General features: G+C 63.9%; 14 protein-coding genes. 7 read left to right on the top strand and 7 right to left on the bottom strand.

The window, feature by feature from the left end; translation table 11 throughout:
• Nucleotides 1-508 precede the first annotated feature (508 nt).
• Entirely contained in the window at nt 509-703 is a 195-nt protein-coding gene (locus ASE48_RS32360; RefSeq protein WP_082614458.1) for a (2Fe-2S)-binding protein, read from the top strand.
• Here the strand turns inward: ASE48_RS32360 and ASE48_RS27610 are convergent.
• The 5 genes from ASE48_RS27610 to ASE48_RS27630 are packed head-to-tail and all read right to left on the bottom strand — an operon-like array spanning nt 690 to nt 5,214.
• Nucleotides 690-1,496 carry an enoyl-CoA hydratase/isomerase family protein gene (locus tag ASE48_RS27610; protein ID WP_082614459.1) on the bottom strand — a complete coding sequence of 269 codons (807 nt, stop codon included), beginning with the start codon at nt 1,494-1,496 and terminating at the stop codon, nt 690-692. The two genes, ASE48_RS32360 and ASE48_RS27610, sit on opposite strands and share 14 nt — an antisense overlap.
• Nucleotides 1,493-2,425 (bottom strand): acyl-CoA dehydrogenase family protein, encoded by a 933-nt coding sequence (locus tag ASE48_RS27615; protein ID WP_057170350.1) that lies wholly within the window; start codon nt 2,423-2,425, stop codon nt 1,493-1,495. Before ASE48_RS27615 ends, ASE48_RS27610 begins: the two co-directional genes overlap by 4 nt.
• On the bottom strand, nt 2,415-3,584 hold the full coding sequence (locus tag ASE48_RS27620; RefSeq protein WP_057170351.1) for an acyl-CoA dehydrogenase family protein: 1,170 nt from the start codon (nt 3,582-3,584) through the stop codon (nt 2,415-2,417). Before ASE48_RS27620 ends, ASE48_RS27615 begins: the two co-directional genes overlap by 11 nt.
• A complete protein-coding gene (locus ASE48_RS27625; protein ID WP_156409426.1) occupies nt 3,581-4,726 on the bottom strand; it encodes a thiolase family protein in 1,146 nt (381 codons plus the stop codon). The genes ASE48_RS27620 and ASE48_RS27625 overlap by 4 nt, the downstream gene beginning before the upstream one ends.
• 8 nt (nt 4,727-4,734) lie before the next feature.
• Nucleotides 4,735-5,214 (bottom strand): Zn-ribbon domain-containing OB-fold protein, encoded by a 480-nt coding sequence (locus ASE48_RS27630; protein WP_057170353.1) that lies wholly within the window; start codon nt 5,212-5,214, stop codon nt 4,735-4,737.
• A 158-nt stretch (nt 5,215-5,372) separates the two neighbouring features.
• On the opposite strand from ASE48_RS27630, the gene ASE48_RS27635 reads away from it, so the two are divergent.
• Nucleotides 5,373-6,851: an aldehyde dehydrogenase family protein gene (locus ASE48_RS27635; protein WP_057170354.1), complete on the top strand. Its 1,479-nt coding sequence runs from the start codon at nt 5,373-5,375 to the stop codon at nt 6,849-6,851.
• Between the two features lie 12 nt (nt 6,852-6,863).
• Nucleotides 6,864-8,468, top strand: a complete 1,605-nt coding sequence (locus ASE48_RS27640) for a GMC family oxidoreductase (protein ID WP_057170355.1) — start codon at nt 6,864-6,866, stop codon at nt 8,466-8,468.
• Nucleotides 8,469-9,248: 780 nt separating this feature from the next.
• On the opposite strand, the gene ASE48_RS27645 is transcribed toward ASE48_RS27640, so the two are convergent.
• Nucleotides 9,249-10,328: an amidohydrolase family protein gene (locus ASE48_RS27645; protein WP_057170712.1), complete on the bottom strand. Its 1,080-nt coding sequence runs from the start codon at nt 10,326-10,328 to the stop codon at nt 9,249-9,251.
• A gap of 230 nt (nt 10,329-10,558) precedes the next feature.
• On the opposite strand from ASE48_RS27645, the gene ASE48_RS27650 reads away from it, so the two are divergent.
• Both ASE48_RS27650 and ASE48_RS27655 read left to right on the top strand, forming a co-directional pair.
• The gene (locus ASE48_RS27650; protein ID WP_057170356.1) at nt 10,559-11,857 is read left to right on the top strand and encodes an acyl-CoA dehydrogenase family protein; all 1,299 of its coding nucleotides are present in this window, start codon (nt 10,559-10,561) and stop codon (nt 11,855-11,857) included.
• Nucleotides 11,854-12,960: an acyl-CoA dehydrogenase family protein gene (locus tag ASE48_RS27655; RefSeq protein WP_057170357.1), complete on the top strand. Its 1,107-nt coding sequence runs from the start codon at nt 11,854-11,856 to the stop codon at nt 12,958-12,960. The genes ASE48_RS27650 and ASE48_RS27655 overlap by 4 nt, the downstream gene beginning before the upstream one ends.
• Before the next feature lie 32 nt (nt 12,961-12,992).
• On the opposite strand, the gene ASE48_RS27660 is transcribed toward ASE48_RS27655, so the two are convergent.
• The gene (locus ASE48_RS27660; protein WP_057170358.1) at nt 12,993-14,093 is read right to left on the bottom strand and encodes a serine hydrolase domain-containing protein; all 1,101 of its coding nucleotides are present in this window, start codon (nt 14,091-14,093) and stop codon (nt 12,993-12,995) included.
• Nucleotides 14,094-14,205: 112 nt separating this feature from the next.
• Here ASE48_RS27660 and ASE48_RS27665 point away from each other — a divergent pair, with 112 nt between their 5' ends.
• On the top strand, nt 14,206-14,880 hold the full coding sequence (locus ASE48_RS27665) for a TetR/AcrR family transcriptional regulator (RefSeq protein ID WP_057170359.1): 675 nt from the start codon (nt 14,206-14,208) through the stop codon (nt 14,878-14,880).
• 41 nt (nt 14,881-14,921) lie between these two features.
• Nucleotides 14,922-15,116 carry a ferredoxin gene (locus tag ASE48_RS33910; RefSeq protein WP_057170360.1) on the top strand — a complete coding sequence of 65 codons (195 nt, stop codon included), beginning with the start codon at nt 14,922-14,924 and terminating at the stop codon, nt 15,114-15,116.
• Nucleotides 15,117-15,181 lie beyond the last annotated feature (65 nt).

The following is a 15,181-nucleotide window of genomic DNA, read 5'->3' on the forward strand; positions in this document are numbered from 1 at the left end:
ACACCGACGTGCTGCGCTGCAGGCGATTGCCCTACTATACATGTATAGTTTGGTGCGGGGAAGCCCTCCGGAGACGGCTTCGGGAGTGATACGCATGGGGAGCCTACGAGCGGGACACCGCATCCGCACCGGGCCGGCGACGCAGCTGGCATCGCAGTTCACCGTGCTGAACACAGACCGCCTGTGGGCTGCCCTTCGCGTCCGTCACGATGGACTCACTCGGCTGGGGGCCAGTCAGGTGGTTGCTTATCAGGCGGTGCACAACCACCGCGACGTCGTGCGACCCGTTGCGGCCAGCGCGACCGCCTCCGTGAGTCGCCTGCTGGCCAATCCTGCGGTCATGCAATGGTTCGACGCAGCCGGCGTCATCGACATCCCGCCGGTTTTCGCCGGAACACACCGAGGCACAGTGCATTTCGGTGACGAACAGCCTGCGGATCTATCCGCCGGTCTTCACCGGCACCAGACTCGCCGCTGCTGATCTGCGAGCCGATGGCGACCCGGCCTGATGTATGTCTGTTTGTGTACGGGCGCCACCGACACGCAGGTGCTCGATGCCATCCGTGGCGGAGCGTCCACCTCGCGCGAAGTGGACGAAGCGTGTGGAGCCGGAGCGCAGTGCGGACGGTGTCGACGCACCGTGCGCACGTTGCTCGCGGATTCGGCGCCCGGCGCTGCGCCGCCTGACGTTATCGACCGGTGAAGTTGGGTTTGCGCCGCTCCAGAAACGCGGCTTTGCCTTCAGCGGCATCATCGCTGGGCCCCACCCACAGCACCGCCTGCTGTGCGTCACCGAGCGCTCCGTCGAGGGTGCCCTCTAACGCTCGGCGCATCATGAATTTCACCGCTCGCAGGGCGAGAGGCGCACCGGCAGCGAGGTGGCGCGCCAGCTCCATTGTGCGCGAGAAGAACTGATCGTCCTCGACCACTTCGGTCGCCAGACCCAAGCGTTGAGATTGCGCTGCGTCATAGATTTCAGACAAAGCCACCATCCGGAAAGCATTGTCATAACCCATTGCTCGGGGAAACAGCCATGCACCACCCTCGTCGGGCAATAAACCGGCACGGGTGCTGGTGTCCCCCATTCGGGCACTCGCGGCGACGAGCCGGATATCGCAGGCCAGTGCGAGCGCCAATCCCCCGTTGACCGCGATGCCGTTGACCGCACACACAACGGGCTTGTCGAGACGATGCAGTGCGCTGATGACCGCGTGCGCATCTTCTCGCAGCTCGCGGGCACGCCCGATCTGGTGACTCAACGCATCGGCGAAGCCGGCGTCAGGTGAGACGTCTCCGCCGGTGCAGAAGCCTCGGCCGGTTCCGGTGAGGACCAGTACCCGCAGATCGTCGTCGAGCCGGTAGGTCCGCAGATGTGCCAGCAGCTCCTGGCACATCTGCGGCGTGTAGGCACCGAGCCGGTCGGGCCTGTTGATTCTTATTACGGCGATACCCGGCTCGGGTGTGCTGAATTCGGCATGGACGTCTATCGGCGTCACAGCCGACCACCGGGGGGAACTGCCACCGCGCCCAGCAGCTGAGCACCTATCTCGGTGATGGCATCCGACCACGAGCCGTAGAGCGCATCCAACACTCGGGCGCGCTTCACAAAGGTCGGCAGCTCATGCTCGGTGGTCAGGCCGATCGCCCCGCAGACCTGCAGGCAAGCCCGACTGGTGGTGTCCAACGCGTGCCCGGCGTAGGCCTTTGCGACCCGCGCATCCCAGGGCGTGCCGGACTGCCAGGCCATCTTGACCAACTCAGCGGCACCGCTGAGCAGCGCGTAGCTTTCGGCGAGCCGGTGACGCGGGCTCTGGTTGGCGCCAATCGGCCGACCGAATTGCTGACGATCGGCGATCTGGTTGGTGGCGATGGCCAGCATGGCGTTGCCGTTGCCCACCAATTCGGTGGCCAGTGCTCGGTGGGCGACCGCTCTCACCGACGTCCAATCGAACGCCACCGACTCGAGGGCGGAGGCGTCGAGCTGGGTCCTCACTCGTCGCAGCCGGGATCCGGCGTGAAAACCGCTCACTGGCGTGGACGCTGATTCGATGATCTGCGGTCCGACAAGATAGCCGAGACCTTCAGCGGTCGGCACCATGATCGGTCCCTGCGGGTCGGCCAGCAGCACGCCGTCGATGCCGATAGTGCTGTCGTCGTTGCGATGTCCGGGCGCGGGGGCGCCGAATGGATGCACCACCGGATAGGTGCCGTCATCGGTGGTGGCGTAGGCGATGGTGTCCAGAGCAGAAGAGGATTGTCCGCTGCGACCTTGTTCATTGAAGAGCAGGTCGATGGCTGCGTTGGGATCGTCGGCGACGACGTCCTCCCATCCGAGATCGCTTAACCCGGTGACGATGTCGTCGTCACCGGCGGCGAACATCTCACGCACCGAACCTCGGAGCAGATCCTGGGTTTCAACGTCCACTGGTGTTCTCCCTGGGCAGTTTGAGGATGCGGTCGGCGATGATGCTGTACTGGACTTCGCGGGCGCCGCCGTAGATGGAGGCCGCGCGTGAGTACCACCAGCGATCGCGCCAGTCTGCTGCGTCCTCGTCGTCGGACAGTAGGGCTTCTGTCCCCAACAGCGACAGGGCAGTATCCAGGACGTCTTGTTCAGTGGTGGACAACAACAGTTTGTCCACACTGGTTTCCGGGCCAACGGTCTGCTGGTCGGCCAGACGACGCAAGGTGCTCGCCGTCCGTGCGCGCAGGGCCGCCAGGTTGAGATAGGTCCGGCCGATTGCCGCGGCGGTACGCGCGTCGGTGTGGTCGTCCCGGTTGGTCAGTGTGGTCAGTAGCTGCTGCAGATAGGCCGTGGCGGTAGCCATCCGCATCCACGCGTAGGTGCCGCGTTCGTATTGCAACAGATCCATTGCCACCGCCCATCCGCTGCCGTCGTCGCCGATGAGACGGTCCGCGGAGGTGGCCACATCGGTGAAGAAGACCTCGGCCAGCTCCTCGCGGCCGCTGGCCAGCGCGATGGGGCGCCGTTCGATGCCGGTTGCGTCGAGGTCGACCAACAGCATGATCAGTCCTCGGTGGCGGTCGATGAGCGCGCCGCTGCGGGCCAGCAGCACGATCCGGTCGGCGAACGCCCCGTAGGATGTCCAGATCTTCTGACCGTTGATGAGATACGTACCGTCGCCCTGGGTAACCGCTTTGGTACGCAATGCCGCCAGGTCACTGCCGGCTTCGGGTTCGGAGAATCCCTGGCACCACAACTCATCACCACGAAGTGCCGCGGGCAGGTACTTCGCCGCCAACTCGGGTGCATAGGTGACGACCGCTGGGCCGACCACTTCCAAAACCAGCAGATGCTCTGGGATGCGGTACCCGGCCAGCGCCAGGCGTTCGAGGATTTGGCACCGGATCAGCGGCGAACCGCCCACGCCGCCGACCTCCTCGGGCCAGCCCCAGCGACTCCAGCCTCCGTCATACAACCAGTTCATCAGGCTCCGCGAGTGCGCCAGTTCGGTGGCCACATCAGTTGCAGGTGCACGCAGCGGTGCCAGTTCGGTCGCCGCCGCCGACAGAGCAGCGGTGAAGTCATCCAAAATTGCCGATGTGTCCACTGTGGCGGTCATGGTGCGGAATCTTTGGACAGGATGGTGCACGCACTGATGCCTGGGGCGCCATAGACGTGGGTGAAGCCGGTGCGCGGGTCGCGGACCTGGCGCTCGCCCGCAGCGCCGCGTAGCTGCGTGCAGATCTCAAAGACCATCCGCAACCCGGAGGCCCCGACAGGTTCGCCGTTGGCCAGCAGACCGCCATCGGTATTGACCGGGTGGGCACCGGCGATCGTCGTGGCACCTGCCTCGATGAGGGTCGGTTGTGCGCCGTGTTCGCACAGTCCAACCTCGGCCATGTGCATCACTTCCGCGCCGCTCTCGGTGTCCTGCAGCTGCCACACGTCGATATCCGACGCTGTCAGCCCGGCTGCGGCGTACGCGCGCTGGGACGCCAATTCAGAAGGGGTGGGCGGCAGTTGGGTCGGCAAGGAGGTCTGAAAGAGCTCGAAGGACCCATTCTTGCGGCTGGCCAGTTCAGCGGCCCGCAGATAGATCGGGGTGTCGGTGTACCGGTCGGCGACCTCTGCCCGGCAGACCACCAGTGCGACGGCACCTTCGCTGGGTGAGCACACCATGTACTGACGCAGCGGATCGTTGATCATCCTGGAGGTGAGGATCTGTTCCCGACTCAACGGCTTGCGGCGCCATGCGTTGGGGTTGCGCTCACCGTTGTTGAACGCCTTTTCAGCCACTGCGGCAAGGGTTTCCACCGGGATCGAGTGCTCGTGCATGTACCGCTGCGCCTTCAACCCGAAGAACTGCGGATTGATGAACATGCCGAGCTCGCCGTACCAGCTGCCGACGCCCCAGGTGGTCACATCGGTGGCTGCGAATGCCCCGCGCGGATGCTTGTCGAAGCCGACCACCAGGCCCAGGTCCCCCATGCCGGCCGAAATCATGTTGCGGGCGGTGATGAGGCTGGCCGTGCCGGTCGCGCAGCCGTTGAGGACGTTGATGAACGGGATGCCGGTGGGGCCGAGTTGGCCGACCATGACGTCGGCCTGACCCCCGTCAAGGCTGCCGCCGACAGCCAGCTCGATGTCGGGCCAGGCGACGCCGGCATCACCGAGTGCGTCAGCGATGGCGGCCAGCGCCATCTGTTGTGCACTGAGATCGTGTCGGCCGAACGGGTAGATTCCGATGCCAACGATGGCCATGGTTGCGCTCACTGGCGAACCTCCTGAGTCGCGGTAGCAGAGTTGACGGGCCGGAACGCGTAGACGTGCACAGGTTGTCCATCGGCGTCGGTGGTGAATTCGATGGCCACCGATTCCATCTCAGTGCCTATGGCCGCAAGGGCTGCCGCCTGATCGGCGGGGACGTCCAAGCGGGCCTGCACCCGGCACGCTCCTGGCAGATCGACATATCCGACGACGAAGCCTGTGAAGTTGTCTTCGGTTTCAGGACCCATGTATGGGGCCTTGGGCAGAAATGACTGGGTCGTCCACGTCCATACCGTGCCCCGGCGGGGCAACAGCTCGCGTTCGATGGTGGTTCCGTAGCACTGTCCGCACCGCGCACGGGCAGGAAAGGTGACCTGGCTGCAGTCGGCGCACCGACCTCCGATGAGGCTTATGCCTTCATCGGTGTCGCAGAACAGGTCTTCGGCGATGGGATTCAACCCCACTGTGGGCTCCTCGAACATCGGCGGCGCCAAGGGGTTCCGGCCGGGCGCCGCACACGGGAATGTCGTGCTGTGAGGCCGTTCACATCTCGTTACTATACATGTATAGTTTGGTTGCGATAGAGGCCGCTGCCATATTTCCGGCGGCGCGGTGTCCACCCTCACGATGGGAAACGATCATGACGTTCAGTGACGAATACGAAGGCCGCCTGTTCATCGATGGCAAGTTCACCGAGGGGGTGGCGGGGAGGCGATACGAGGTGGTCAACCCCGCCGACGAATCCATTGTCGGCACTGCGGTCGATGCCGATCCCGAGGATGTCACCAAAGCCGTCGACGCGGCGGTCAATGCCGCACGCACTACCGATTGGGCCACCAACCACGAGTTCCGTCTGCACTGCTTGCAGCAGTTACAGACGGGTCTGCTCGAAGAGGCTGAGAGCGCACGCCAGCTCGCCGTCGCCGAGGCGGGCACACCGTACTCCGCGACACTGACACATGTCACCGCCCAGATCGAGGACATGAGTTACTTCAACGGACTCATCCAGACGTGGCCGTGGGAACGGGATCTGCCGGTCTATGAATTGCTCGGCATGCGCAGCAACCGGCGCATCCGTTACGAACCCTACGGTGTGGTCGGTGCCATCTCGCCGTGGAATGCACCGTTCATGACCAACATCTGGAAGGTCGGGCATTCCCTGGCCACCGGGAACACCGTGGTGCTCAAGAGCGCCCCCGACACCCCGCTGACGGCAGCACTCATTGCCAAAGTTGCCGCTGAGAAGACCGATCTGCCGCCTGGGGTGCTGAACACCATCAGTTCGGCGGACAAAGCAATTGCCGGTGAGGCGTTGACCACCGACCCGCGCGTTGGGCTCCTCCACTTCACCGGATCACCCCAGGTCGGCGAGCGCATCGCACAGAACGCCGCGGTCGGCATCCGCCATACCGTCCTGGAACTGGGCGGGAAATCCGCCAACGTGTTGCTCCCCGACGCCAACCTCGATCTCGCGTGTGCCGTCGGTGTCGGAATGTGCATGTCCAACAGTGGACAAGGGTGCGCGCTCGCTACGCGGATGGTCGTCCATGCCGATATCTACGACGAGGTCATCGCACGCCTGGAGGCGGGTGTCGGTGCGGTGCCATGGGGCGACCCGCGCGACGAAACCACCATGGTGGGTCCGATCATCCGCGCAGAGCAGCTCGACCGCATCGAAGGTCTGGTCGACCGCGCCGTGGCGGCGGGCGCTCGGCTGATCGTCGGCGGCAAGCGCGCCGACCGAGGCGGCAAGGGCTTCTGGTATCTGCCGACCGTGGTCGCCGATGTCGACGAGAACGCCGAGCTCGCACAGACCGAGGTCTTCGGACCCGTCCTAACAGTGATCCGTTACGACGGCGATGACGAGGAAGCCGTACGAGTGGCCAACAACAGCCGCTACGGTCTGTCGGGATACGTGCAGTCCGCCGATGAGGACCGCGCGTGGAGGGTAGCCAATAAGCTGCAGGCCGGCACGGTGAACATCAACAACTCCTTCTACCTGTCCCCCGACGCCCCGTTCGGCGGTTACGGCATCAGCGGCGATGGCGTCGAACACGGTGAAGACGGATTCCGCGATTACCTGCAGGTCAAAACAATCGCCACACCGGCCGGCGCGTAAGGAAGCCACTCCGTGACGACATTCGACTACATCATCGCCGGCGCCGGTTCAGCAGGTTGCGTACTGGCCAACCGCCTCAGCGCCGATCCCCGAAACCGGGTGTTATTGCTCGAAGCCGGCGGCAAGGACACCAGCCCGTTGATCAAGATCCCGAAAGGGTTCGGGAAGATCCTGGGCAACCCGAAGCTGGCCTGGCACCACACTGTGCGGCCGATCGGGCCGAACAACAAGGTCGAACAATGGGTACGCGGCAAGACCTTGGGTGGGTCCAGCGCCGTCAACGGCATGGTCTACAACCGCGGCCACCGCGCCGACTACGACGAACTGGTCGCGTTGGGCAATCCTGAATGGGGATGGGACGATATGCTGCCCATTTTCACCGCCATGGAGGATCACGAACTCGGCGCCACCGCGTTCCGCGGCGCCGGAGGACCCCTTGCGGTGTCCCTGGCCCCGGATTTCCCCGAGATCTGTGATGACGTGGTCGAGGCCGGACAGAAGATGGGCTGGCTTCGTACCAACGACATCAACGACGGTGACGGCGAACGCATCGGCCCGTCGGCACGCACAATCAAGAACGGTCAAAGAGTCAGTGCGGCACACGCGTTCCTGCATCCGGTGCGGTCACGTCCCAACCTGACCGTTATCACCGGCGCTGAGGTCACTCGAGTGCTGATCGAGTCCGGACGCGCCGCCGGCATCGAGGCCGCGACCGCCAAGGGCAAAGCTCAGTACCGGGCCACAGGCGAAGTCATTCTGGCGTTGGGTAGCCTCGCCAGCCCGCGGGTCCTGCAACTGTCCGGTGTGGGCGCACGGCGACACTTGGAGGGACTCGGCATCAGGGTGCATGCTGAAAGCCCGCTCGTCGGGCAGCGCATGCTCGAACATCGCTGCCTTGCAATCCAATTCCGGCTCAACCGCGACATCGGCTACAACCGCCAGTTGTCCACCGGCACGGGCCAGGCGCTGACCGGGCTGAAATACCTGGCCACCAAGAAGGGGCCACTGGCGGGCGGCGCGTACGACGTGGTCGGCTTTCTCAAGACCGATCCCGGCACCGAGCGCCCCGACGCCCAGATTCTGGCGGCACCGTTCACCGCGGCACCGCTGCAGGCCGGAAAGGAACTCGGACTCGAGCGTGCTCCCGGTGTCTCAGCAATCGGATACGTGTTGCGACCTACCAGCGAAGGTAGTGTCACCATCACCTCGTCAGATCCTGCGGCGCCCTCCGATATCGATCCGAACTTCTTCGACACCGACTACGACCGCCGGGTCGGAGTCGCGTTGTTCGCAAAGATGCGTCAGCTTTTCGAACAGGATCCGATTGCGGCACTGGTCGACCACGAGACGAATCCCGGCGCAGATGTCATCGACGATGACGCCATCATCGATGCGGCACTGGACAAGGGATACTGTGGCTACCACGCCGTCGGAACGGTCGCGATGGGTCCCGACGACAGCGATCCCGTGGACAGTCGACTTCGGGTCCGTGGGGTGCAGGGCCTACGCGTGATCGACTGTTCGGTGATGCCAACCATGGTTTCGGGGAACTTGAACGGTCCGATGATGGCTATGGCTTGGCGGGCAGCCGATCTCATCATTGAAGATCGCGGCTAGATTCGTCGACGGTGTGGCGCACCTGCACGGTCGACGGGATACCGATCTCCTTTTAGTGACATCGGATCGGGTCCGCCGGTGATGTTTGTCCACGGTGTGTATGTCACTGCAGCGCTGTGGAACGACGTGGTGACTACTCTTGGCGGGCGTGTTAGATGCCTTGCACCGACCTGCTGGCCGCTGGACGCCCACGAACCGGCTCCACCTGGGGTCGACTTATCCGCTGCTGCGACGGCGCGTCGTATCATCGAGATGTTGGCGACGCTCGACTTGAGCGAGGTCACCTTTTGGTGGCCAACGACACCGTCGGTGCACTGGTGTTGGCGCGCTCGGTGACCCGGTTCTAGACATTTCTCGTATTGGGTGCGTTGGTGCTGACCGACTGTGACAGCTACGAGCACTTTCCGCCCAGGAACTTTTAAGCCGCTGGCGTGTGGTTATGTCGTCGTGTACCGCGCCTGGCCCCGGGCGCGTTGTATCTGCTGGCCAGCTCGATTGGCCAGCAGTTCTTCTTATCTCAGACGTGCGTGCGGGGCATATCGCCGGCAAGGCGATCCGAGGTGTTTGGTGCGTTCGCCCACAATTCACGCACCCGAAGGGAGGCAGTCGAGGCGGAGGCGCACGCGATCCTCGCGACCGCCACCGGATGATCCAACTACCAGCTGTTTTCACCGCGGATCACGGCGTCGCTACAACCGTCAGCAAAATGATATGCACGCGCCGGTCACGACTGCGGTGCGGGTCATAACCGGCGCCTCCTCAGGTGAAGGCAGTTCGTGCTCAGCGGGCTTCGTCGGCGGCGGTACGCTCGGGAATCCGGAACAGCTCAGCCATCGCGCCGCGCAGAACCCGGTCCTGGATCTCCGGGCTGACGCCGTCGAAGATCGTGCGCAACGTCTCCTGGGTGTGGCCGTACGTCCCTTCCAGGTGTGGGTAGTCATCACCCCAGCACACGTTGCGATACCCGGTGCCCTCGATGATCTGCACACCACTGATGTCGTGCTGGAACGAGGCGTACACCTGGTGGCGAACGATCTCGCTGGGGAGTCGAGACAGTTTGGGCCGCACGAACATCCCGTGCTGGCGGTACGCTTCGTCCATCCGATCCCCGATCGCCGGCACCCAGGCCGCGCCACCCTCGGCGATGAGAATCTTCAGATCGGGATGTCGATCGAGAGCACCGCCGGCCACCATGTGCGATACAACCCGCATCCCTGGATAGGTGGTTTCCATGTAGTTAACCACCGCCCCGCCGGGGCCGCGGTAGACAACGTTCTCCCCGCCAGTGCCGATATGGAACGACAACACAGTGTTATTGCGCTCAGCCGCCGTCCATAGCGGTTCCCACTTGTCGTGACCCCATTCCTCGCCGGGCCGGGTGCCGCACGGCAGGAAGATCGTTTGGAAGCCCAACTCGACTGCGCGTTCCAGTTCGGCCACGGCGTCCTGAACATCGACCAGCGGGACGATCGCAGGGGTGAAGATCCGGTTGTTGCGCTGCAGGATATCTTCGTGAGCCCAGTCGTTCCAGGCGCGGACCACCTCTCGGGCCAATTCGGCATCACCGATCTCAACGGTCCAGAAACCCATCGAGGGAAAGGCCAACTGCGCCCACACCCCTTCTTGGTCGAGATCTTTGAGCCGGATGTCCAGGTCGCGCGCACCGGGCGGGCGGATGGCGTCCATGAAATCGTTGAGCTGGCGATTGATCTGCTTACCGTCGATGTAGAGGATCTCGTACTTGTCGCCGCGTTCGCTCCTGGGCGCCCGGTCGGCGAGTCGCTTGGGAAGCCGTTGCACCCACAGGTCGTCGGGTTCAAGGACGTGGGAATCGGCTGAGTTCGCCCAGATCTTCGTCATTGCTGCCTCCGTATCGCGGTGGGCCACGCTGAGTGCGGTCCGCATAGATGTCATTTTCAACTATACATGTATAGCTTCGTCGGTCGGAGGAAATGTGTGACCGCGGCCGTAAGCGGCAACCGAGCCCAACGCGTCACAAAAGCCGCAATTCCGGCTCAGCTTTACATGTATAGTGACCTTGTCATGGCTCCAGTTGAGTCCCCCAGTTCCCCACCAAGGACGGTGAGCGCATGCCCGACTCGGCCGCACAGCTCGGACCCGATACCAGCAGCCCGCAGGCTTTCACTGAATCGGCCCACCGGTTCCTGTCTGCCCACGCCGAACGCACTCATGACCAGGGTGTGACCTGGGGTTCGGGCAGCGACCGCGTGTCCTATTTCGCCTCAGGCACCGCAGAACAGGAGCACGAGGCCGTGCAGGCCGCGCGTCGCTGGCAGGGCCTGCGATACGGGCACGGCTGGGGCTGGATCACGGGCCCACAGCAGTACGGCGGTCTGGGACTCTCGGTGGCCTACCAACTGCTGTATCAGCGCGCTGAAGAGGAATACGTAGTCCCTGATACCAGCCAGCTGTCGGTTGTCGGCCTCGGGATGGTCGGCCCTACTGTGCTGGCGCACGGCCAGCAGGAACTCCGAGATGCGCTGCTGCCGCGGATGTACCGGGGCGAGGCGGTCGCCTGCCAGCTCTTTAGCGAGCCGGCCGCAGGATCGGATCTTGCCGGCGTGCAATCGCGCGCCGTCCGGGACGGCGACAACTGGATCATCAATGGCCAAAAAGTATGGACCTCGGCAGCCCAGCATTCCGATGTCGGCGAAATTCTGTGCCGCACCGACCTGGATGCCCCCAAGCACAAAGGCCTGACAGCCTTCATGATCGACATGAAGGCGCCCGGAGTGGAGATCCGACCGCTGCGGCAGATGACCGGTGGCAGCGAATTCAACGAAGTCTTCCTCACCGATGTGCGAGTGCCCGACGGCAACCGGCTGGGCGAGGTAGACGGCGGGTGGGCGGTTGCTCTGACGACGCTAACCGCAGAGCGCGATGTGGTGGCGGGCGTGGACTCGCCGGAAGTGGCGCGCGCACTGACATCCGAACATCTCTCGGCGCTGATGCGAGCGACCTACACATGGGATGACCGTTCTCTACGCCGGCAACTCGCTGCACTACTGGCCGAGGCGCGGGCGGTGGAGAGCCTCAATGCCATGGCCGCTCGGAAGATCGAGGCCGGCCAGCCCGTCGGCCCTGAGCGCTCGGTAGCCAAACTCGTGCACGCACGCAACATCACTCGCGCAGCACATTTCGTCTCCGAGGTACTGGGTCCGCGGATCATCGCCGACAGTGGACAATGGGGCACCTTTGCGTGGTCAGACCTGTTGCTGGCCTCTCCGGCGTTACGCATTCTCGGTGGCACCGAAGAAATCATGAAGAACATCTTGGGCGAGCAAGTCCTCGGCTTGCCCAAAGAGCCGGCCGCCACGATCAAGACAACGCCAACCCAACCCCCCGCTGCCAAGGGAGCACAGCTGTGACCGCGACCCAAGCCGAACTCGACGAACTGCGCGCCGCGATCCGCAAGTATCTGCAGAGCCGCCTGCCGGAGACCGAGTTAATCAACGTTGCCGACGGCAAGCCGCTGGGCGTTGATTTGTTCCGTGACATGAACGATGCGTTAGGTCTTCACAGTTTGGTCATTCCCGAAAAGTTCGGCGGCGACGGTGCTGGCCTGCCGGTGCTGGCAGTGGTTTTCGAGGAGTTGGCGCGTGCGGTAGCGCCTGTCCCCTACTTCTCCAGCTTCGCGGCGATTCAGGCCCTGCTGCTGTCCGGCGACGAAGAGCAATGCCAGGAATTGCTTCCGCGCTTTGCCGAAGGCAAAAGCCGCCCCACCATTGCCATCGCCGAGCGCGACGGTTCCTGGGATGCAGCGGTCATCAGTACCCGCGCGGTCCAGACAGAGAATTCGTGGTCGTTGAGCGGGACCAAAAACTGGGTGCCCGATGCACATGGTGCGGAGGTGTTGCTGGTCCTGGCCCGCACGACCGCAGGTCCGACGCTGTTCCGGATCGACCCACGCGCTATAGGCGTGACCGTCGAACCGATGCGTGTCCTCGACGAAACCCGCCCCCTGTACACCGTCACACTCACCGATGCCGACGCCCAACTCGTCGGCCGCGAGGGTGCTGGAGGCCATCTACTGTCGCAGCTGCTCGATGTCACCGTGCTGGCGCTGTGCGCCGAACAGGTGGGTCTCGCGCAACGATGCCTGGAGATCAGCGTGGACTACGCCAAGGTGCGCACGCAGTTCGGGCGCCCGATCGGCAGCTTCCAGGCCGTCAAACACCTGTGCGCGGAAATTCTCACCCATGTCGAGATGGCCCGCGCCGCAACAGAGGACGCCATCCACAGCGCCGACGAACACTCGGATAGGGCCTCCGCTGATGCGGCGGCGGCGCATCTAACGTGCAGTGCGGCCGCGATGTTCGCGGCCAAGGAGACCATCCAGGTGCTCGGCGGCATCGGATTCACCTGGGACCACCCCGCCCATGTGTACTTCCGCCGAGCAGCATCATCGCAGCTGCTGCTCGGCGGGCCTGCCGTCAGCCATGAGCGTCTGCTGGACCGCTTGGGCATCTAGCCCGCGCGGACCAGCAGACGCTCGCTCGCGGCTCAGAAGCAGTCGGCGGCCATATTCGCGATGTTGATGATCCTGTTCAAACCGGCACGCGACTGCTCGTAGCCCGATGCCGGGTAGCCGTTGGTCAGAAATGCGAAGGACAAGCCGGTCTCGGGGTCGGCGAACCCGATCTGCGACGGTGCGCCACCGTGTCCGAAGGTAACGGGGCTGCACGCGGTGGGCAGGAATCCCCGAGACAATCCGTCGTCCCCGGCTACCAGGACGAACAACGCCACGTTGCCCGGCACGCTGCGGGTACCGCCACGCTCGCCAACGACCGGCAGGGTGACCCGCACCCGCAGCGCATCGGCTACTACATCACGACGCCACAGCGACGATCCCATCAGCCCCTGATACCAGCCGGCGAGATCCGAGGCGGTGGCGACCATGGAGTGGCTGGGCTCACCGGCGGCCAGGATTTCCGGGCGCGATAGATACCACGGCCCCCAGGGATTGACCTCGCCGCCGTCGTCGTCACCCGTGCGCACAAACGGCGCTACGTCGCCTTGATCCTCAAGTGAGGGACCGATTTCGATGGTAGGTAGGCCGAGGGGGCCGGTCAGCTCGTCTGCGAGATACTGATCGATGGGACGCCCGGTCACCCGCTGACAGAGTTCGCCGATGACCCAGGCGGCAGAGGTGAGATGGAACTGCAACTCGCTGCCCGGCGCGGCCGTGAGCCGCCACTTTGCGAACGCAGCAAGACGTTCCGGGCGGCTGAGCATTGCGGGATAAGCCAGCGGCGCCAGCGGAAAACCGCCGACATGGGTCAGGACCTGCTCCACCGTGACCGAGTCTTTGCCATTGGTGCCGAACTCAGGGATGTAGGACGCCACAGTACGGGTGATGTCGAGCAGCCCGTCGGATATCAGCTTCCACACCACCCCGGCGACCACGGGCCGTCCAGCTGACTGCAGTACATAGCGCGTTGATGTGTCGGCGTCGCCGAAGGATTCAAAGGCATACTCGTGCCCAGCGACGTTGAAAGCTACCTGCGCCGAGGGCAACGTGCCCGCGTCGATCTCGAGTCGGACGCGATCCATGACCAGCGCAATACGCCGAGGATCCGGTACAGGGTGGGTGTGTTGAGTCATGTTCTACCTTTCGTCTCTTTGCGTGTCACACTCGGCCAGGTGGCAATACATCCGTCGGCCTATACGCGTATGGTCAAGTGCGGTATGTGGCTCATGATCGGTCGGAGGAAAAGTGGCCAAGCGACGTAGTGCCGTCGAACGGGTTCCGCTGACGCGGGAGCTCATCTCATCGGTCGCCGCCGATCTGATCAAGGCGGAAGGCATCGAGGCCCTTACCATGCGCACAGTCGCCGCCAAACTCGGCGTCTCGGCCATGGCGCTCTACCATCATGTCGCCGACAAAGACGAAATCGTGCGCCTGGTCGGCGACGACATCCTGGCCCATATCGAGCTTCCCGATCCTGAATCCGGCGACTGGCGCGACCTGCTCACCCAGGTGGTTCACGCCACGCACGAGGCACTGCTCAGCGTGCCGGGAATGACCTCTGTGTTGTTGACGCGCACCCTGCTGCCTCATGCGCGTCGGCTGCTGTTCTTCTGCATCGGCCAATTCGAACGTGCCGGCCTCAGCGCCGAAGAGGCCAAACTGGCCTACGCAGGATTGCACCAACTCAGCATCGGACGCTTGATGGTCGAGTCGAGCTCCAACTTCGACATCCACACCCGTTTGCCCGACGACGATGACCTCCTGGTCTACATGGACGCACTGCACAGCCGAGCCTCCTTCCATTCAGCGCTGGCGGGGCTGCTCGACCATTACGCGCCCGCGCCGCCCCCCAAGCGGACCGCTCCGCGAAAATCGTTGGCTACACCGCGGAAAGCACCGGCAAAGCGGACCAAGCGCTGATCGAACTATACATGTAAAGCTCTCCCTGTTAGCATGGTCACATGCGCTTGGAGATCGACCTGACCGCGTGCGTGGGGCACGGCCGTTGCTACGCCGAAGCACCGAACGTAATAGACGCCGACGACGAGGGACGCGCCATAGCGCTGCTCACTGAGGTACCTGATCAGTGGCACACCGAAGCACGCTTGGCGGCTGACAGCTGCCCAGAGCAGGCTATCCACCTCCACGAGTCCTGATGACGGACTGTCGAGAATCTGTCCCACGTCCAAAGGAGAGCGCAGTGCGCACAGACATCCACGAG

The sequence above is a fragment of the Mycobacterium sp. Root265 genome, assembly GCF_001428895.1.
Classification (GTDB): Bacteria; Actinomycetota; Actinomycetes; order Mycobacteriales; family Mycobacteriaceae; genus Mycobacterium.